This window comes from Bacillus cereus (assembly GCF_002567495.1).
GTDB classification, from domain to species: Bacteria; Bacillota; Bacilli; order Bacillales; family Bacillaceae_G; genus Bacillus_A; species Bacillus_A cereus_AQ.
This window is the reverse complement of sequence record NZ_NVAP01000061.1, coordinates 1-20369: the sequence shown is the minus strand read 5'-3', so window position 1 is coordinate 20369 and position 20369 is coordinate 1. Positions and strand designations below refer to the sequence as shown.

Genomic DNA, 20369 nt, shown 5'->3' with positions numbered 1-20369 from the left:
ATATTTTGGAAAAGGAAAACAGAAAAATGCTTTGGACATGCCAAAGCGACAACATTTTATTGCAGAAATTTTTCATATTCATAATACTCAGGATAAGATGCGAGCGTTTCTTGACACGATTCACAAATCGTTTTTATATATATATTTCCATTCTCATGAAAATGAATCATCTCTACTACTTCTTGCTCTGTTAGTTGAAATAAAACGTCGCTATATACTTTTTCTGCGTTAATGGAGCCTACATTACCTCCGCAATGTCTGCAATAATAATACCCTTCCATACTAGCCTCCTAAAAATTCAATTACTACTAGTATGGGTAAAACAAAAGTGAAATATTCCCAATCACAGTTTTAACTATTGAAAGTATTCATGATTTGGAGAAAAGGCTTATTTAGCCACTCTTCACATGCATCCGCTGCTTTTTCAATAGAGTGGTTAACATCTGGAATCTCTTCAGATGTAAAGCGTCCTAATACATAATCGACTACCTTCATTCCATTTTTCGGGCGATCAATTCCCATACGGATGCGTTGAAATTCTTGCGTTCCTAGGTGAGAAATCGTTGACTTTACACCATTATGTCCACCAGCACTACCTTTCATGCGAAGACGCAATTTACCTACAGGAATATCTAAATCATCGTACATAACAACGAAGTCCTCAACATCAATTTTATAATAATCCATGAGTGGACGAATACTTTCCCCAGATAAATTCATGTATGTAAGCGGCTTTAATAAGATTACCTTTTCTCCATTAACAAATCCTGCACCAAATACACCTTTAAATTTTTGTTCATTCAAAGAAATGTTCCAACGCTTTGCAAGTTCATCAATGGCCATAAATCCAATATTATGCCTTGTTAATTCATATTCTCTACCTGGGTTCCCAAGTCCTACTATCAATTTCATTCTTGTACCACTACTTTCTTTTTTCGATACGAAAAGACGTAACCAATTTTGGTTACGTCTCATTCTATCCAATTAATTGAATAATACACTCACAGATTCTTCTTCGTATACACGAATGATTGCTTCTCCGATTAATGGAGCAACTGAAAGTTCATGTACTTTGTCGATTTTCTTCTCTTCTGGTAATACGATAGAGTTCGTTACAACTAACTCTTTAATATTTGAATTTTGAATACGCTCAATTGCTGGGCCAGATAATACTGGGTGTGTACAGCAAGCATATACTTCAGAAGCGCCGTTCTCAACAAGAGCGTTTGCTGCTAATGTAATTGTACCAGCTGTATCAATGATGTCATCAATTAAAATCGCTGTTTTGCCTTCAATATTACCGATAATGTTCATTACCTCTGATACGTTCGGGCGAGGACGACGCTTATCAATAATAGCGATTGGCGCTTTTAGACGATCTGCCATTTTTCTTGCACGAGTTACACCACCATGGTCAGGAGACACGATTACGATATCTTTAAGACCTTTTGTTTCAAAGTAATCAGAAAGAATCGGTACACCCATTAAGTGGTCGATTGGGATATCAAAGAACCCTTGAATTTGTGGAGCATGTAAATCTAGAGTGATTACACGAGTTGCACCTGCTGTTTCAAGCAAGTTTGCTACAAGTTTCGATGTAATTGGTTCACGAGAACGCGCTTTACGGTCTTGACGCGCATAACCATAGTAAGGAATAACAATATTAATTGTTTTCGCAGATGCACGTTTTAATGCATCGATCATAATAAGTAATTCCATGATATGTTCGTTTACTGGGAAGCTTGTAGATTGAATAATGAATACATCGCAACCACGGATACTTTCTTCAATGTTAATTTGAACTTCTCCATCACTAAAACGATCAACAGAACATTTTCCTAGTCCTACTCCAATATGCTTTGCAATCTGCTCAGCAAGTTCCTTATTAGAGTTTAAAGAGAATACTTTCAAATTAGAATTTAGATATTGAGTCGACATCTAGATTAACCCTCCACATTATGATTTTTTCTTATTCAGCAATTGATCAACATAGTCTTCTTTGTTAACTTGACGTGCACGTGCTACCGATAATGCTTTTGATGGAACATTCTCTGTAATTGTAGAGCCTGCTGCCACATAAGCACCATCTTCAACTGTTACTGGAGCAACAAGGTTTGAATTACATCCAATAAATACCCCATTACCAATCACAGTTTTGAATTTATTCTTACCGTCATAGTTCACCGTAATTGAACCACAACCAAGATTCACGTCTTCTCCAACTTGTGCATCCCCGATATAACTCAAGTGTGAAGCTTTACTTCTATTACCAAAGACAGTTTTTTTGATTTCCACGAAGTTTCCAACGCGTACTTCGTCTCCAATAACTGAATCTGGGCGAATATGTGCAAATGGACCAACCGATACTTCTGTACCAAGTTTACTATCATGTACAGTAGATTGACGAATTGTCGTACGATCTCCAATTTCACTATCGCGAATTACTGTATGCGGTCCAATTTCACAATCAGAACCAATTACAGTGTTCCCCTCAATAATTGTTCCTGGATGAAGAACTGTATCACTACCGATAATTGCATCAGCAGAAATATAAGTGTTACTTGGATCAATAATTGTAACACCATTTACCATGTTCTTTCGGTTGATACGGTTTTTCATAATAATTTCCGCTTGCGATAGAGCGACTCTGTCGTTAACACCTAACGTTTCATCGAACTGCTCTGTTTGATAAGCTGATACGATATGACCTTCATTTTTTAAAATCTCAATAACATCTGGAAGGTAATATTCACCTTGTACGTTATCATTTGAAACTTTAGAAAGTGAAGCAAATAAAGCCTTATTATCAAAACAATACGTACCTGTATTGATTTCTTTAATAGCTAATTCTTTCTCATTTGCATCTTTATGCTCAACAATCTTTTCAACATGACCATTCTCATTACGAACAATACGGCCATATCCAGCAGGCTCTTCTATGTATGCCGTTAGCACCGTCGCCATTGCTCCTGCTTCTTTATGTTGCTGAAGTAATGCTTCCATCGTTTCAGCAGTTATTAGAGGCGTATCGCCACAAATAACTAAAGTTGTTCCTTCTTCATTTGCAAGTACACTTGCAGCTTGATCTACAGCATGTGCTGTACCAAGTTGTTCTGCTTGTAATGCAAACTCACTTACGTTTCCTAGCTGTTCTTGTACCATTTCAGCACCATGTCCAACAACCGTCACAAGTTTCTGCAATCCTAATTGAGATACTTGATCGACTACGTGTTGTACCATAGGTTTTCCACATACAGGATGCAGCACTTTGTATAGCTTAGACTTCATACGTGTGCCTTTACCTGCAGCTAGAATCACTGCAAATCTGTTTGACATATAGACCCTCCATCGCAACCTATTTATCCATTAAAGATATTATCCTAAATCATCATATATTTCAAGAAACACATTTTAACTATTAAATTTTACCATAATTCTTATAAGATGTTTTACTCTTTAGTATCTTTTTTAAGAAATAAGCTATACTATTTAAAATGATTTTGAAAAAATTAGTAGTTTCTTCTTTTTATGTTAATGAATTATGAAGTTTCCAAATATAAAGCAAAAAAAACAAACTCCTGTAAATGCTTACAGGAGTTTGCTACAAAATTATAAGGCTTTTTGTCAAAAGCCCTTTTCATTCGAATTTTACGAAGCACCTGCTTCTTCAAACTCAACCTCTTCTAACTCGCCTAAACGATGATACTCTGTTAAAACCGCATCTTGAATTTTAGAGCGTGTACCAGAATTAATTGGATGTGCAATGTCACGGAACTCTCCATCTGGAGTACGTTTACTTGGCATTGCTACAAATAATCCATTATTACCATCAATTACACGAATATCATGAACAACAAATTCATGGTCCAAAGTAATAGAGGCAATTGCTCTCATGCGGCCTTCTGTGTTTACGCGGCGTAATCTTACGTCAGTCACTTCCATCTTGTGTTCACCACCCTTTTCTAAATAAGCGATATATTTGTATAAATTCCACAAATTTTCTATTTTCCCTTTAATTTTTTAAAAATTTTTAAGATAAAAATTTTTAAAGTAATTGAATATAGAGATTAGTGGAGGTTATCGCTTACAAAAGGTTACTTAACTAGGGCGATTACTTCAATTTCAACGGAAACATCTTTCGGTAATTTTGCTACTTGCACACAAGATCGAGCTGGTTTATGAGTAGAGAAATAAGAGCTATACACTTCATTCACAGCATTAAAATCATCCATGTCCTTTAAAAATACTGTTGTTTTTACGACTGTATCAAATGAAGCACCTGCTTCTTCTAATACCGCTTGTAAATTTTGAAATACTTGTTCTGTTTGTACTGTTACATCTCCTGTTACAAGCTCCCCATTTGCCGTTAATGGAATTTGTCCTGAGCTATAGAACATATTATTTACAATAATCCCCTGTGAATAAGGTCCAATTGCTTGTGGTGCCTTGCTTGTTTGAACAACTTTCATACTTTTCACCCTTTTATTATTTATTTTACTCTTTAAAAATAGTGTACGAAAGGCAGTTTGTCCATCTATTTTATAATCTATAAATAAAATAAAAAAAGATAGAGCTATCTGCTCTATCTTTTATTCAGCCTCTACAAGCCCTTCATCAAATGGTGCAAGAGAATAATTCCCTTTTTCCACTTGAATCGTTTTTTCTTTCACATCAACTTCTGATAGACGAATTAATGATACAAAATTATTAATTAGTCGTTCTTCGATATCTGTGGATTCTACTAATACACCTATACCAACAACATTAGCCTTGAACTCTTCTAGCATACTCATCATACCTTGAATCGTCCCGCCAGCTTTCATGAAGTCATCAATAATTAAAACATTTGATCCTTCTGGAAGACTACGTTTTGCTAACGTCATTGTTTGAATTCGTTTAGAAGAACCCGAAACATAGTTAATACTAACAGTCGGACCTTCTGTTACCTTATTATCTTTCCTTGCAATCACAACTGGTACATCTAAGTAATTTGCCACTGCATAAGCAAGTGGAATCCCCTTCGTTGCCACCGTCATAACTGCATCAATTGGTTGCCTAGCAAAAACAGAAGCAAACAAACGACCCGCGCCATTAATATGGCGAGGATTACTCAATAAATCTGTCATGTATAAGTAACCGCCAGGCAAAATACGATCTGGGTTTTCAAATAAGCCACAAAGCTCATTAATAATTAGATCTGCCTCTCCTTCACTTATATACGGTATATATTTCACTCCTCCTGCTGCTCCTGGTACCGTTTGCAATGTGCCGACCCCTTGTTGTTCAAACGTTTGCTTAATAATAACTAAATCTTCACTAATAGAAGACTTAGCTGATTGATACCTTTCAGCAAAAAAAGTGAGAGATACTAACTGACGAGGATTTTGTAGCAAGTAATAAGTCATATCGACTAATCTTGTACTTCTTCTAATTTTCATACTCTCACCTCAAATCACGAATATTCTAAACAAATCATAACGTATTATACGTCTTTATTCAAGCGTTTCTCTCTCTCCTAATAAACGTACCGCATAGACTTGTTCACAAAATCCTTTTAATCCGTTATAAATGCGGTGCATTCGCGAATCATGGTGTACAAGTCCAAATACAGTTGGACCACTTCCACTCATCAATACAGCATCCGCTCCGAATCGCTTCATCTGTGATTTAATACGGGCAACTTCAGGATGCATGCCAAACGTTACATCTTCTAAAACGTTACCGACAGTATCACAAATCCCTTTATAGTCCCCAGAATTTATGACATCAACCATTTTATCTACATTTGGATGGGTAACTCGATTTAACTTTAAATTTCCATACACATCAGCAGTAGATACACCTATATGTGGTTTCGCTAAAATAACCCAACAAGAAGGCGGAGTCTTTATATGCTCAATTTTCTCTCCTCTTCCAGTGGCAATTGCTGTTCCACCGTATACACAGAACGATACATCTGATCCAATTTCTGCGCCAAGCTCTGCTAATTCATCAATTGTAAGCCCTAAATTCCATAATTTATTAAGACCACGTAATGTCGCTGCTGCATCACTACTTCCACCTGCTAATCCAGCTGCTACTGGAATCGTTTTTTCAATAGTGATAGATACACCTTTTTTTACATTAAACTTCTCTTTTAATAATTTCGCTGCCTGATAAGCTAAATTTCGTTGGTCGTCTGGGACATACCGATTATGGGATAAAATTTCAATACGGTCTTCTGCTAATTCCGTTAGTTCTAGACGATCTGCTAAATCAATGGTTGTCATAATCATTTTCACTTCATGATATCCGTCTTGTCTTTTTCCCAGTACATCTAACGACAGATTAATCTTTGCTGGTGCTTTCACTAGTAGCTTCAATCTATTCACCCACTCTATGTACTCAATCTTTTATCGTTTATTTTACCATAAATTTATAGTAAGACGATGACACTTCCCTAATTATAACGAAAAGCATTCAGAATGAAACTACTTATGTAAAATGATGGCACCTTTTAGAGTACAAAAAGCCGAGGAATCTCTCCTCGGCTACCGTAGCATAGAAAGTATCTTACAACTACTGGTTTCGTTTCATTAATTGCTGTTCTGCAATTTCTATAGCACGTTTCACCATGTTACCAGCATCTTTCGCACGAATTCCGCCCCATCCTTCTTTCTGAACAACATCATAAAAGCCAAGCTCTTTTGCTAGCTCTTCTTTAAATTGGTTTGACATGACACCTCTTCGTCTACTCAATGCAGAGTCCCTCCTTATTTTGCTACGGTATAGTTAGTATGCAAAATAATATAGCTTTTCATTTATGGGAATATATGTAATGATGTGCAGATTATAAAATGATTTCATTATGAGGGTCTCCATAAAATGTTAACTCTACTGTCTCTGTTAAAACATCCGCATAACTATAAGATACACGTTGCAGAGCATCTTCTTGTTGATCCAATTGTACAACAAAAACAGAACGGTATGTTTCTGCTAATACACCTGATTGCTCCACAGTTTTTCTTCTTCCACTATTTGCTTTTAACATAAGTCGCTGTCCAAGATGGTGATCTAATTCGCTTTTAATTTCATCTAAACGTTTTGACATATACTTCGCTACACCTCGCTGTAATTTAGATTGAACACTTAAAACACGATATATCTATCCTAATTATTAACCACGATTCACAGCTAATATCATCCTGCGTTTGAATAGATAGAAGAAATACTATATTGTAAAAGTATCATTACGTAGTCTGTACGTTCTTGTCCCTTTTTATCCAAATTCATTTAAATCCTTCCATACAAAAAAGCAAGATACATATGTACCCTGCTTACTCTTCATAATGTTGAAAAGGTAATCCAGTTCGTAAAATCCCTCTCGTTTCAATTCCACCTAGTCCCTTTTCACCAGTAATTGTATTACGTACGACATCCCATACATTGACTCTCTCCATAAATGAAGTAAAACTAATTTTACCAACTACATATACAGGATCTAGTGCATGAATATTAATTCTAGATGGTGAACTAGCGAAATTAGCCCCTGCACGAATTAGTGCCTCAAAATGCGATTGACATGCTCCAGCAAAAATAACAAGTTGATCCAATGATGGATATTTTTTTCGCACCTCTCGGACAGCCTGTACAAAATGTCTTGAATGCCTATATGCCGCTAAATCTCCCTTCACCCCTTTTGATTTTGTATATGCATCATGTCCGGTAATAACAAGAATGTCTGGGCGAAAGTGATCTATTAAATCTACTACTTTTTCATGCATCTCCGTTTCTTTACAATGAATACCTTGTACAGGAACACCAATTTTATTATATAAGTCTAAGCACTTACGCAAATATAGGGGGTCTCCATCTATATGCAATACACGTCCCGGCATTTGAAAGTAATTTACCTCACTTGTGTATCCACCAGTTGAAGTGTGTTCATGCCTTTGTTTCATCAATACATAATCTTGTTGAAACAAACGATACGTGCGTTCCATTGTTTCTTTCTCACGCTTCACCCTTTTTTTATGTTCTCGTTGATCTATACTAATTAAATCTTCAAGTGGCGCATCTGCCACCAGTCTAATTTCCTCTCCAAACAATATAGCTATCTCGCCTTTTATTTCTATAATACGAAAAAGAATATCCCTCTTATGAGAATATCGTTCCACTAATTCTCCAACATGTAAAGCCATTCTCCTACCTCCAAACTCATTAGGCCATCTTACCTGTTTTTAAAATATGAATTTAGGGAGAGAAAGGTGACAAAAGGGACAGTTCAAGTTGAACTGTCCCTTTCATATTCTTACGATAATTTGTGAAGAACTAATGCATTACTTAATGTTGCAAACTCTTCAATGGATAGCGTTTCGCCTCTTCGTTTTGGATCAATTCCTACTTCTGTTAAAATTCGATCCAATAACTCTTTATCTTTCGGGAAACCATTTAAATTATTTGATAAATTATTCATTAAAGTTTTACGACGCTGTGCGAAACTTGCTCGTACTACTTCAAAGAAGAAAGTTTCATCTGTCACTTCTACAACCGGTTTAGGACGCTTTAGAAGGCGGATAATCGCAGAATCAACATTTGGTTGCGGTACAAATACTGTACGCGGTACAGTCATAACTGTTTCAACCTCTGTATAATACTGAATGGCAATCGATAAAGAACCATACTCTTTCGTTCCAGGTTTAGCAGCTAAACGATCCCCAACTTCTTTTTGCATCATCACAACAAATCCACGAACTGGTAACTTTTCTTCAAGCAATTTAAATAAAATCGGCGTTGTAATATAGTATGGTAAGTTAGCTACTACCATTACATCTTGTCCTTCTTCAAATTGCTCACTAAATACTTCATGTACATCAGCTTTTAGTACGTCTTTATTAATAACTGTAACGTTACCATATGGTGCTAACGTCTCATCTAAAATTGGTAATAGTCTTTGATCAATTTCAAAAGCCACTACTTTTTTAGCACGCTTCGCTAATTGCTCTGTTAATGCACCGATACCTGGTCCAATTTCAATTGCACCACTTTCTGAACCAATTTCTGCATGATCGACAATACGATTTAATACATTTGTATCAATTAAAAAGTTTTGTCCTAAACTTTTTTTGAATGAAAATCCATACTTTTCAACAATGTCTTTTGTACGATTTGGTGTTGCGATATCCTTCATTTTTGTTCCTCCTGTATTACTTGCTTATAAGCTTCTCCAAATGATTCTTTTGAAACTTGAAACATCTGTAAACGTTTATGTAACTGTTTTGCATTTGTATAACCAATCTTTAATAGCTTACCCATTCTTTCTCTGCGGCTCTTTGCCATTTCTCCGCCCACTAAGCCTGCATCGACTAAATCGCTCCAACTAATTTCACTTGTGTAAGCTTCCATTTCTTCATGTATATTCTCTAGAGCACGGCGAATCGACTCATTAGAAGCATGTTCGATCCCAACACCCTTCTTCCTTTTAGCAAGCGCTTCTTCCTTCGGTAAAAAGGCATGCTTACAACCAGGAACTTTGTCAGAAATAATTTTTCGAATACGCTCTCCAGGATAATCCGGATCTGTGAAAATAATAACGCCTCTTTTTTGCTGCGCTAATTTAACTTGCTCAATAACATGATCACCGATTGCTGAACCGTTCGTTTCAATTGTATCCGCATCAACAGCACGCTTAATCGCAACTGTATCATCTTTACCTTCTACAACGATAATCTCTTTTATTTTCATGCTTGCCTCCACACTCATTTCGTCTCTACTTAGTAAAACAAAAAAATGACGACTTTTCCATTATTATTTTCCCCATTCTCATATTTTAAAAAATAGAATAGGAAAATCTTTATTCTCTCTTCTCATTGTAACACTTCATCATTCACATTTATTTTCTTCATCACTTCTACTAGTATTTTCTCAAAATAAAAAAGAACGGGTTTCCCCCATTCTTTTTTTATTCAACACCAAATAAAGCTTTTGCATTTTTTGTTGTTACTTCTGCTACTTCCTCATAAGAAATTCCTTTTAAGTTCGCAATTTCTTCTGCTACGAGTTTTACATAACTCGGTTCATTTCGTTTCCCTCGAAATGGATGTGGTGTTAAATATGGACAGTCCGTCTCTATTAACAATTTCTCTAACGGAATCTCCGCAGCAACCTCTTTCGGTTTCTTAGCATTTTTAAATGTAACTGGTCCGCCTAACGAAATTAAAAAGTTCATATCAACACATCGCTCTGCTACTTCTACGCTGCCACTAAAGCAATGCATAATGCCTCCCACTTCAGCCGCATTCTCTTCTTCTAGAATATCAACAATATCTTGAGTTGCATCGCGGTTATGTATAATAATTGGCAATTTCACCTTTTTGGCTAATGCAATTTGTTTACGGAATACTTCCTTCTGTATTTCTTTTGGAGACTTATCCCAGTGATAATCTAAGCCCATTTCTCCAAGTGCAACAACTTTAGGATGGGAAGCAAGTTCTTCTAACCAAGCTAAATGTTCTTCCGTCATGTCGATTGCATCAACGGGATGCCATCCAACTGCAGCGTAAATAAAATCATAAGTTTCAGCTAATTCAATCGCCTTTTTGATCGTTACTTCATCAAAACCAACAACAACTGTATAAGTAACTCCCGCTTCTTTCATTCGTGCAATAACTTCTTGCAAATCTTCTTCAAATTGCTCTGCATTCAAATGTGAATGTGTATCAAACAACATCATACATAACTCCTTTTATATTGAAATCAAGTTTATTCTACACAAATAAGCTCTTTACTAACTTAACGATAACAATACTACAATCTTAATGCAAAAATTGAGAGTGTAAAAAGAAAAAAGACGCTTCACACATGTTACACGTGAAACATCTCTTTTCTTGTCTTAATTACTTGATTTTTGTACCATTTGGTAGATTTTGGTCAATTGTTGCTAATGACAATACGCCATTCTCTTCACCCGCTAAAATCATACCTTGTGATAATTCACCGCGTAGTTTTACAGGTTTTAAGTTTGTTACACAAATAACCTTTTTACCTTTTAGGTCTTCTGGCGAATAAAATTTTGCAATTCCAGAAACAACTTGACGCTTTTCTGTACCTAAATCTAGCTGGATTTTTAACAACTTATCTGCCTTTTTCACAGGCTCCGCAGATAGTACTTCAGCTACGCGTAATTCTACTTTAAAGAAATCATCAATTGTAATTTCTTCTGCCTTCGGTTCTTCTTCTTTTTTCTCTTCTACTTTAGGAGCAGAGGCTTTCATTTGTTCTTTAATGTACTCTACCTCTACTTCCATTTCTAAACGTGGGAAAATTGGTTGTCCCTTTTCTACTTTTGTTCCAGCTGGAATACAGCCCACTGTAGATAGACTTTCCCAAGACTTATGTGCTTCATCAGTAAGGCCAAGCTGAGCAAACATCTTGCTTGGTGCTACTGTTAAGAATGGCATAAGCATAATACCTGTTTGACGAAGTACTTCTGCTAAATGGGCCATTACAGAAGCTAACTTTTCACGATCATTCTCATCTTTTGCTAATACCCAAGGTTGTGTTTCATCAATATATTTATTCGTACGGCTAACTAATTGCCAAATTGAGCTTAACGCCACAGAGAATTCCATATTCTCCATTGCTTCTTCTACTTTTTTCAATGTATCCTGTGCAAACGTTACTAATGTTTCATCGAACTCTGTTACATTTGCTTTAAATGCAGGGATTTCTCCGTTAAAGTACTTATCAATCATAGCTACTGTACGATTTAATAAGTTACCTAAGTCATTTGCTAAATCGAAGTTGATACGTTCAACAAATCCTTCTGGTGTAAACACTCCATCAGATCCAAACGGAACTTCGCGAAGTAAGTAGTAACGTAATGCATCTAATCCGTAACGATCAATTAGTGTAACAGGATCTACTACGTTTCCTTTTGACTTACTCATCTTTCCATCCTTCATTAAAATCCAGCCATGAGCAAAGACTTTCTTCGGTAGCGGTAAATCTAATGCCATTAAAATTATCGGCCAATAAATTGTATGGAAACGAACAATTTCTTTCCCAACTAAATGCACATCTGCAGGCCAGAATTTTTTATATTTCTCTTCATTTGCTGTTCCATAACCTAATGCCGTAATATAGTTAGATAATGCGTCAACCCATACGTAAATAACGTGTTTTGGGTTACCTGGAACACGAACTCCCCAGTCAAATGAAGTACGAGAAACTGCTAAATCTTCTAATCCTGGTTTAATAAAATTATTAATCATTTCATTTTTACGAGACTCCAGCTGAATGAAATGTGGATTATCTTCATAGAACTTTAATAGTCTATCGACATATTTACCCATTCTAAAGAAATAAGATTCTTCACGAACAAGTTCTACATCATGACCACTATCTGGGCTTTTTCCTCCAACCACTTTGTCGCCTTCCATAATTGGATCTACTAATTGGTGCTCTGTATAGAACGTCTCATCTTGTACAGAATACCAACCTTCATATTCGTCAAGATAAATATCACCTTGATCTACTAATTGCTTAAAGATTTTTTCGACAACATCTTTATGACGATCTTCAGTTGTACGAATAAAATCATCATAAGAGATATCCATCTTCTCCCAAAGCTCTTTAATTCCTGCAACAATGTTATCCACATATGCCTGTGGTGTAATATTTAACTCTTCTGCTTTCTTTTGGATCTTCTGTCCATGCTCATCAGTTCCTGTTAAATAATGCACATTATATCCTTGCATACGCTTATATCGTGCCATCGCATCTCCTGCTACTGTCGTATAAGCATGTCCAATGTGTAATTTTCCACTTGGATAATAAATTGGGGTAGTAATATAAAAGGACTTATTTTCCTCTGTCATTGTTTTGGACCTCCCGAATAACCTCATATGTATTTATAAACAGTATATCAAAAACTCATATATAAAGTGAAACTTTAATCAGCGGGCTTTTTGTTCATCCCCACTGATTATTAGCCCACATCAAACAGACTTTTACGAGCAGCCCGAATCTCACTTAACTTCTTTACTCCAACCTAATTTTGAATTTGAGTTCTTCCTGCTCTTTAACGCAGGATAAAAATAAGTTAATGCTCGATATCTTTATCATCTATTGCTCATATTTCAAAAAAATATACAATCTCCACTTGTAATTTGTTAATTTTTCAGAAAATACAGTGAAAAAATGTGGAATTTCCTCTCATTCTATTATATATAAGAAGTAAGAAATCTATAAATCTTTTTAAAAAATATAGAATTTAAGAATTGACGGAAATGTAAATGATTGGTATCATATGTCCATAGGGTATTTTGTCGAAAAATGACGAATCTAAAAATAGACTCGAAACTTATAAACTATTTATTTAGGAGGAAAAAAATTATGAAATCTACTGGTATTGTTCGTAAAGTTGATGAATTAGGTCGTGTAGTAATTCCAATCGAATTACGCCGTACTTTAGGTATTGCAGAAAAGGACGCTCTTGAAATCTATGTTGATGACGAAAAGATCATCTTAAAAAAATATAAGCCAAACATGACTTGCCAAGTAACTGGTGAAGTATCTGACGGTAACCTTTCTTTAGCTGAAGGTAAAATCATCTTAAGCAAAGAAGGCGCTGAGCAAATCTTAAACGAACTTCAAGATTATATCGAAACAGCAAAATAAGCTTCTCAATTAGAGAAGCTTATTTTTTATCGACATGATAGATTTGATATACATCTCTTTTCGACAAATCTCGATCTTTAGCAACGGTTTTAATCGCTTCTTTTGAATTCATACCTTTTTCACTTATATAGTGTTCAATATGATCATATACTGAAAGAGATTCCCACCATTGTTCTTCTGGAGCAGGTTCTTCCGTTGAACCAGCTACTAAAATACAAAACTCACCACGGACTTCATTTTGCTTCGTCCACTCAATTGCTTCTTCAATTGTTCCTCGAATAAATTCCTCAAATTTTTTCGTTAGCTCTCGACATAATACAATCTCTCTATTTCCCAACACTTCCTGCATCGAAATTAAAGTATCATCTAAACGATGAGGCGCTTCATAAAACATCATTGTAGTTTGTACATAACGAAGCTTTTCTAACTCCATCTTCCGTTCCTTTTTATTTCTCTGCAAGAAACCATAGAAATAAAACTGCTTTGTTTCAAGACCAGATGCAATTAATGCCGTAAGGGCTGCATTTGCTCCAGGAAGCGGAATTACATGATATTGCTCAGCCACTGCCTCAACAACAATATCGTAACCTGGATCGGAAATACACGGCATACCAGCGTCACTAACAAGTGCTACATTCTTTCCATCCTCTAACTTCTCTAATATTCTCTTTCCACTTACTTCTTTATTATGCTCATGATAACTCGTGACAGGTGTTTCAATTTCAAAATAATTACAAAGTTTTTTCGTTTGTCGCGTATCTTCAGCAGCAATTAAATCAACTTCTTTTAAAATTCGGATTGCACGAAATGTCATATCTTCTAAATTTCCAATAGGAGTTGGTACTAAATATAAAACTCCCTTTTCATTTTGTTGAAAGCTTTTTTGTTGCCACATAACGTTCTCCTTTTTGCATATATGCCTCTTTTTGTTTTCTCGTTAATTGCTTAAAATAATACTCCGCTTGCATAGCTGTACGCTTATCCTCGTGGGTCTCTACATATTTTAAAACGACAGGAAGCCTCGCACGTGTATACCTAGCTCCTTTGCCGCTATTATGTGTCTGAATTCGTTTTTCTATATGGTTTGTATATCCAGCATAATAACTTCCATCAGAGCACTCTACCACATAAAAACAATGCTTATTCTTCTCCATATAAAATTGAACGTATCTCCTTTGTATATTCGTTATTATTCTCATATACAAAAAGAGGTGGTAAAATTTTTAAATCTGCATTTCCATCCTTAATTCCTTCAATTAACAATGTATTTGCTTCTTTTCCGACCTTAGGGTAAACAAATCGCACACGCTTTGGTTCAATTTTATATTTACGCATTAATGTGACAATGTCGAGTAATCGACCTGGACGATGTACAAACGCTACTTTCCCGCCTTGTTTTACTAACTGACTACTCGCATATACAACATCTTCTAATGTACACATAATTTCATGACGAGCTATCGCTAAATGTTCATTCATATTTTTCTCTGAAGTTTGAGGTGTTTGAAAATATGGTGGGTTACATGTAACAACATCATATTGATGACGCCCAAGTTTCTCTGGCATATCTTTCAAATCTCCATGTATGAGGTGAATTCTTTCTTCCAATTCATTGTATTGAACACTTCTTACCCCCATATCATATAAGCGTTCTTGAATTTCCACACCAGTAATCTTTCCTTTTGTTCTTGTACTTAATAGAAGGGGGACTACCGCGTTACCTGTACACAAATCAAGTAAATTACCTTTTTGAATTGGTACCCATGCAAAATCTGCAAGTAAAACAGCATCTAAAGAAAAATTAAATACTGATGGGCTTTGTATAATCTTCATTTCTTGCGCTAATAAGTAATCTAAACGTTCATCTTCATATAAATTCATATATTGCTCCTTTTCTTACCCTTAACCTACCCTATTTCATCTTCTACTAATATAAAAACCATGTCATTCTATTCTCATGTATAAAAAATTACCTTTCCAATTATAATTGGAAAGGTAATTTCACTTTTTATTTAAGAATGACAGACAGAATAAACAATCTCCCTCTTTACGTACACTTCCATAATGTAGATTGCAAATATGAAAACCTTCTTGATACAGTCTCGCTAAATTGTCATAGCCTTCACCAATATCTGTTTTCGGCTTCACTTCTTTACGTTTTTGAGTTTTTTGTTTTTCTTTATTCTGCACTTCTTCAAAACGTTGTCGCAAATTGTTATTTTCCATTTTTATATGTTGGTTTTCTTCCAACAACTCTGCAAGATGCTGTTTTAGCTCTCCCAACTGTTTGTATAAATGCCCAATTTGCTCTTCCATACTAGAAACCGATTCAAAAATATCTTTTTTCTCCACAAGCACCCACCTCATTAATCTGTGGTTTGACTCGAAACGACCCCTTTATTCACTAACTCATCTAACGTATATTCTACTATCCGTTCCTTGTCTACTAGTTCCACTTGAATTAATCTTTCTAAAATATTTAATCCGATAACACGGCCAGTACCATGCGGGGTTTGTATACGTTGATCTAAATCAGGAAGTTGTTCCTTTGCTGCCTCATATTCATCATTCTCATATTTTAAGCAACACATTAAGCGACCACATAAACCAGAGATTTTTGCAGGATTTAATGATAAATTTTGATCCTTTGCCATTTTAATGGATACAGGTTCAAAATCTCCTAAAAAAGTAGAACAACAAAGCATACGACCACATGGACCAATACCACCTAGCATCTTCGCTTCATCACGAACACCAATTTGTCTTAGTTCAATTCTTGTTCTAAAAATTGCCGCTAAGTCCTTCACCAGTTCGCGGAAATCAATCCGACCATCCGCCGTAAAATAGAAAATAATCTTATTACGATCGAATGTATACTCTACATCTACAAGTTTCATATCAAGATTATGCTCTACTACCTTTTGTTGACAGACTTGATATGCTTCTTTTGCAGCATGTTTGTTCTCTTCAACAATGGTACGATCATTTTCATTTGCAATACGAATAACCTTTTTTAGCGGTAATACAACGTCGTTTTCATCAACTTGCTTTTTGGTAATAACTACTTTTCCGTATTCAATACCTCTTACTGTTTCTACGATGACAAACTCATTTTCAGAGATATCGAACTGATTTGGATCAAAGTAATATACCTTTCCGGCCTTCTTAAAGCGAACACCTACTACATCATACAAAACGGTCATCCCTCCTGCAACCGCAACACTAACTGTTCGAACACAAGCTGCGCATTTACATTAGCGTTGATTCTATTTTTTGCCTCTAATATATTAAAGAGAGCTGATACAATGCGCTTCTGAGCGTAGGAGAAAGATTCAAACATCTCTTTCTGCTCACGAAAAACAAGACGATCTTCTTCTCCAAGTTGAACATATAATAAATCCTTATAAATAAGGAGTAACATATCTAAACCTTGCTGTAATTGTTCTTTCTCTCCAAAGTGTTTTCCCCATTTTTCTTGTACAAAAAAAATAGAGGCTTTATCTTTTTCGAGCGCTTCACATAATTTTATCACTAAAGCTCGTGCTTGTGCAAACCATTCATCATTACAAAAAGCTAAAGCTTCATCAAAACTATTTGTGAGTTGAGCAGCAAGAGTTGATAAAGAGATTGTAATACCTTCATCCTGTAATCTCCTAATTAAAGATTCCGTAGGTAACGGTCTAAATGTAACAACTTGACAACGGGATAAAATCGTATTTAAAATTTGATGACTTTGTTCAGTAAGTAAAATAGCTGTTGTATCACTACTCGGTTCTTCTAAAAATTTCAAAAGTGTATTTGCCGCATTTACTGTCATACGATCTGCGTGCTCAATAATATATACTTTTTTATTTGCCTCTAATCCTGTTTTTGAAAACTCTTCTTGTAAATCATGAATTTGCTGCTTCTTAATAGATAATCCGTCTGGTTTTACAATATGTAAGTTAGGGTGGTTACCTGAATCAATTCGCTTACAATTTGTACATACATGGCAGGGCTCTACCCCATTCCGCTCAGAACAGAGGAAACTCTTTGCCATTTGAATTGCTGTCGCAAACTTTCCTGTCCCTTTCCCTCCCTCTAACAAGTAAGCGTGGGATATACGCTCTTTTGCAATGCTATTCATCAACATTTTTACACCGATGGGTTGTATAGCAGAAAGCTGCTCCCACGTCTTCGTCATAATGCATACCTCACTTATTTCATTCTTTCCTTCTATTATAACAATTTATCTTCTATAATCTGAACAACTTCTTCTATAAGTTTTTCCATTGGCTGATCAGCATTTACTAATACAATGCGATCCGAGAAACGTTCTACAACTTGTAAATACCCTTCACGCACACGTTTATGGAAAGAGATATCTTCCATATCTAGTCGATTTACTTCGCGCCCCGCATCTTTTTCAATCCGAGCTAAACCAACTTCAGGCTCAATGTCTAGATAGATTGTTAAACTAGGCATACAGTCCTCTGTTGCGAAACGATTTATTTCAAATACCTTATCCATACCCAATCCTCTTGCATAGCCTTGATAAGCTAAAGAGCTATCTATAAAACGATCACATAACACGAGGTAGTCCTCATTAAGTGCTGGCATAACTTTTTCTACTAAATGTTGTCTGCGTGCAGCAGCATAAAGAAGCGCTTCCGTACGTGCTTCCATCATCGTATATTCTTTTTTATGTAAAATCGTCCTAATATCCTCAGAAATTGCAATACCACCTGGTTCTCTCGTCGCCATTACCTTTTGGGCTTTTTGTTCAAAATATGGTAATAAACTTTTAATTAACGTTGTTTTACCTGAACCTTCTGGGCCCTCAATTGTTACAAATAATCCCTTCATCCTAAAACCTACTTTCTATATCATACACCTTCATATATTTCGTATTACCTTGAAAACGAGCTCCTGCTCTCTCTAAATACATAATTTGCTCTTTATGCTCTAAAGTAATTCTCTCTCCATACATAATCAATGGAATTCCAGGTGGATACGGAATGACCATTTCCGCCGCTATCATTCCAACAGCCTCTTCTATAGATACTACCTTTGTTTCATATCCTTCTAGTTGTTTGTACGTATACGGTAAAGGAGAGAATTCACCTTTATAAGTATAACGAATAGATTCCTTCTTGTCTTTCACCTCATAATGTTGCAATGCTACTCGGATCATCTCTATAACCTTCATATACTCCTCATTTGCTTGCAGGGGTAAAATAAATAGGACATTGTATGGATCAGCCATCTCTGTATATATACCAAACTTTTCAAATACAGACTGTAATTCGTACCCTGATAACTGACAACGAGTTTGTACGGTAACCTTTAACTCGTCTTGCAACGGATATTCTAAAATAGCGATTTGGGGAATAGAACATAATCCTTCCTTAAATCTCCGTAAAAACTCAACAATTTCAGTATGGCCTACTTCTTTTATACGCGCCATTGTAAAGCGTGCTATATCCAAGGAAGCCATAATTGGATACGATGGACTACTAGATTGTAGCATACTTAAATAAGTAGCGACCTTCTCTTCGTCCACTAAGTGGCTATTTATATGTAGATAGGATCCCATTGTCATTGCAGGTAATGTTTTATGTGCAGAATGAACTACAATATCCGCACCATAAGCTAATGCTGACTTAGGGAATGGATCCCCTATACAAAAATGCGCCCCATGTGCTTCATCTACTAAAACGGGAATTTTATGTGCATGCGCGTAAGCGATACTTTCCTCTAAGTCGATTCCCATGCCATAGTAATTTGGATGTGTTAAGATAAGTGCTCTAGCATTTGGATACTTTTTAATTGCCTCCTTAATCACTTCATCAGGAACACCTACTGGTACATTATGTACTTCATCAATCCATGGATTTAAAAAGACCGGATTAGCCCCTGCCAATTTCAAAGCATTAATAATTGATTTATGACAATTTCTTTGTACGAGGACAAGGTCATGTTCGCTGCAGCAAGACAAAATCATTGCTAAATTCCCCACGGTGGAACCATTAATTAAAAAATAACTTTTTTGCACGCCATATACATTGGCCAATAATTGCTGTGCTTCATCTATACATTCAAACGGACTATGTAAATCATCTAATCCTGTTAATTCTGTTACATCAATTGATAATATGTCCTTAAACCCCCCTAGAGCTTCCTGAGGGAAGTTTAAACCATTCTTATGGCCTGGAACATGAAAAGATAATAGTCGTCTTTCTTTAAATTCCATTAAAGCCTCATATAAAGGCATACGATTTTGATTCATATATCTCTTCCTTATTATTTAGTCTGTATCTATTATACAGATATTAAGGCAAAAAAAATAATAGGCATGATGCCTATTTAAAAATATGATACTTCTAATTTCCGTAGTTGTTTTAAATAATGTATATATTTCGGATCATTTGTCTCTGTATTCACCATATCTTTTTCACATTCATAACATATTAAATTATTATAAACATATATACCTTCTTTTCTTTTTGTCTCACAAACAATGCAAACTTCGCTTTGTAATTTCATAATCTTTCCTCCCCATTCAAATAGACATATTATATACTTCTATTCCTTAACAAATTTTCGGAAAATATACATCAATTTCTTATATAATATGATTTATTCTTGGGCAGCGTGTTTGTATTAGTTTTGTATTCTTTTTTACTTCTTTTACGTGCTGTTTAAAAACACAAAAAAACACAAGTCAAAAG

Annotated in this window: 25 protein-coding genes; 1 reads left to right on the top strand and 24 read right to left on the bottom strand. The window is 35.5% G+C overall.

Going from position 1 to position 20369, the window contains the following annotated elements; all coding sequences use genetic code 11:
- Window positions 1–56: 56 nt before the first annotated feature.
- The 15 genes from COK05_RS27215 to metG form a co-directional block, all read right to left on the bottom strand.
- On the bottom strand, window positions 57–281 hold the full coding sequence (locus COK05_RS27215; RefSeq protein WP_000399438.1) for an anti-sigma-F factor Fin family protein: 225 nt from the start codon (window positions 279–281) through the stop codon (window positions 57–59).
- Between the two features lie 70 nt (window positions 282–351).
- A complete protein-coding gene (gene pth / locus COK05_RS27210; protein WP_000767702.1) occupies window positions 352–912 on the bottom strand; it encodes an aminoacyl-tRNA hydrolase in 561 nt (186 codons plus the stop codon).
- Between the two features lie 72 nt (window positions 913–984).
- Complete coding sequence (locus tag COK05_RS27205; protein ID WP_000107420.1) at window positions 985–1938, bottom strand: ribose-phosphate diphosphokinase; 954 nt, start codon at window positions 1936–1938, stop codon at window positions 985–987.
- Window positions 1939–1956: 18 nt separating this feature from the next.
- The gene (gene glmU, locus COK05_RS27200) at window positions 1957–3336 is read right to left on the bottom strand and encodes a bifunctional UDP-N-acetylglucosamine diphosphorylase/glucosamine-1-phosphate N-acetyltransferase GlmU (RefSeq protein ID WP_000071039.1); all 1380 of its coding nucleotides are present in this window, start codon (window positions 3334–3336) and stop codon (window positions 1957–1959) included.
- A gap of 312 nt (window positions 3337–3648) precedes the next feature.
- Window positions 3649–3942 (bottom strand): septation regulator SpoVG, encoded by a 294-nt coding sequence (gene spoVG / locus COK05_RS27195; RefSeq protein WP_000454041.1) that lies wholly within the window; start codon window positions 3940–3942, stop codon window positions 3649–3651.
- 152 nt (window positions 3943–4094) lie between these two features.
- Window positions 4095–4469 (bottom strand): RidA family protein, encoded by a 375-nt coding sequence (locus COK05_RS27190; protein ID WP_000869815.1) that lies wholly within the window; start codon window positions 4467–4469, stop codon window positions 4095–4097.
- Between the two features lie 120 nt (window positions 4470–4589).
- A complete protein-coding gene (gene purR / locus COK05_RS27185) occupies window positions 4590–5438 on the bottom strand; it encodes a pur operon repressor (protein WP_098615022.1) in 849 nt (282 codons plus the stop codon).
- A gap of 54 nt (window positions 5439–5492) precedes the next feature.
- Complete coding sequence (gene ispE / locus COK05_RS27180) at window positions 5493–6362, bottom strand: 4-(cytidine 5'-diphospho)-2-C-methyl-D-erythritol kinase (protein WP_000772104.1); 870 nt, start codon at window positions 6360–6362, stop codon at window positions 5493–5495.
- A gap of 196 nt (window positions 6363–6558) precedes the next feature.
- Complete coding sequence (gene sspF / locus COK05_RS27175) at window positions 6559–6738, bottom strand: acid-soluble spore protein SspF (protein WP_002094215.1); 180 nt, start codon at window positions 6736–6738, stop codon at window positions 6559–6561.
- Between the two features lie 91 nt (window positions 6739–6829).
- Window positions 6830–7090, bottom strand: a complete 261-nt coding sequence (gene veg, locus COK05_RS27170; protein ID WP_098615021.1) for a biofilm formation stimulator Veg — start codon at window positions 7088–7090, stop codon at window positions 6830–6832.
- A 226-nt stretch (window positions 7091–7316) separates the two neighbouring features.
- Complete coding sequence (gene yabG / locus COK05_RS27165) at window positions 7317–8180, bottom strand: sporulation peptidase YabG (RefSeq protein ID WP_001173734.1); 864 nt, start codon at window positions 8178–8180, stop codon at window positions 7317–7319.
- A gap of 110 nt (window positions 8181–8290) precedes the next feature.
- Window positions 8291–9169: a 16S rRNA (adenine(1518)-N(6)/adenine(1519)-N(6))-dimethyltransferase RsmA gene (gene rsmA / locus COK05_RS27160; protein ID WP_000651552.1), complete on the bottom strand. Its 879-nt coding sequence runs from the start codon at window positions 9167–9169 to the stop codon at window positions 8291–8293.
- Window positions 9166–9723, bottom strand: a complete 558-nt coding sequence (gene rnmV, locus COK05_RS27155; protein WP_098615020.1) for a ribonuclease M5 — start codon at window positions 9721–9723, stop codon at window positions 9166–9168. Before rnmV ends, rsmA begins: the two co-directional genes overlap by 4 nt.
- 217 nt (window positions 9724–9940) lie before the next feature.
- Window positions 9941–10708, bottom strand: a complete 768-nt coding sequence (locus tag COK05_RS27150) for a TatD family hydrolase (RefSeq protein WP_061678920.1) — start codon at window positions 10706–10708, stop codon at window positions 9941–9943.
- 166 nt (window positions 10709–10874) lie between these two features.
- Entirely contained in the window at window positions 10875–12857 is a 1983-nt protein-coding gene (gene metG, locus COK05_RS27145) for a methionine--tRNA ligase (RefSeq protein WP_440898758.1), read from the bottom strand.
- 517 nt (window positions 12858–13374) lie between these two features.
- Here metG and COK05_RS27140 point away from each other — a divergent pair.
- Window positions 13375–13659, top strand: a complete 285-nt coding sequence (locus COK05_RS27140) for an AbrB/MazE/SpoVT family DNA-binding domain-containing protein (RefSeq protein ID WP_000843036.1) — start codon at window positions 13375–13377, stop codon at window positions 13657–13659.
- Between the two features lie 19 nt (window positions 13660–13678).
- On the opposite strand, the gene rsmI is transcribed toward COK05_RS27140, so the two are convergent.
- From rsmI to COK05_RS27095, 9 genes are all read right to left on the bottom strand, one after another.
- On the bottom strand, window positions 13679–14554 hold the full coding sequence (gene rsmI, locus COK05_RS27135; RefSeq protein ID WP_098615018.1) for a 16S rRNA (cytidine(1402)-2'-O)-methyltransferase: 876 nt from the start codon (window positions 14552–14554) through the stop codon (window positions 13679–13681).
- A complete protein-coding gene (locus tag COK05_RS27130; protein WP_098615017.1) occupies window positions 14523–14813 on the bottom strand; it encodes a GIY-YIG nuclease family protein in 291 nt (96 codons plus the stop codon). Before COK05_RS27130 ends, rsmI begins: the two co-directional genes overlap by 32 nt.
- Window positions 14800–15540, bottom strand: a complete 741-nt coding sequence (locus COK05_RS27125) for a tRNA1(Val) (adenine(37)-N6)-methyltransferase (RefSeq protein ID WP_098615016.1) — start codon at window positions 15538–15540, stop codon at window positions 14800–14802. The genes COK05_RS27130 and COK05_RS27125 overlap by 14 nt, the downstream gene beginning before the upstream one ends.
- Window positions 15541–15660: 120 nt before the next feature.
- Window positions 15661–16011 (bottom strand): DNA replication initiation control protein YabA, encoded by a 351-nt coding sequence (gene yabA, locus COK05_RS27120; protein ID WP_141539278.1) that lies wholly within the window; start codon window positions 16009–16011, stop codon window positions 15661–15663.
- A gap of 14 nt (window positions 16012–16025) precedes the next feature.
- Window positions 16026–16853: a PSP1 domain-containing protein gene (locus COK05_RS27115; protein WP_000272429.1), complete on the bottom strand. Its 828-nt coding sequence runs from the start codon at window positions 16851–16853 to the stop codon at window positions 16026–16028.
- Between the two features lie 5 nt (window positions 16854–16858).
- Window positions 16859–17842, bottom strand: coding sequence for a DNA polymerase III subunit delta' (gene holB, locus COK05_RS27110; RefSeq protein ID WP_098615014.1), 984 nt, complete (start codon window positions 17840–17842; stop codon window positions 16859–16861).
- A gap of 35 nt (window positions 17843–17877) precedes the next feature.
- Window positions 17878–18504 carry a dTMP kinase gene (tmk, locus tag COK05_RS27105; protein WP_098615013.1) on the bottom strand — a complete coding sequence of 209 codons (627 nt, stop codon included), beginning with the start codon at window positions 18502–18504 and terminating at the stop codon, window positions 17878–17880.
- 1 nt (window position 18505) lies between these two features.
- Window positions 18506–19927 carry an aminotransferase class I/II-fold pyridoxal phosphate-dependent enzyme gene (locus COK05_RS27100; protein ID WP_098615012.1) on the bottom strand — a complete coding sequence of 474 codons (1422 nt, stop codon included), beginning with the start codon at window positions 19925–19927 and terminating at the stop codon, window positions 18506–18508.
- A gap of 77 nt (window positions 19928–20004) precedes the next feature.
- Window positions 20005–20184 carry a sigma factor G inhibitor Gin gene (locus COK05_RS27095; RefSeq protein ID WP_098615011.1) on the bottom strand — a complete coding sequence of 60 codons (180 nt, stop codon included), beginning with the start codon at window positions 20182–20184 and terminating at the stop codon, window positions 20005–20007.
- Window positions 20185–20369 lie beyond the last annotated feature (185 nt).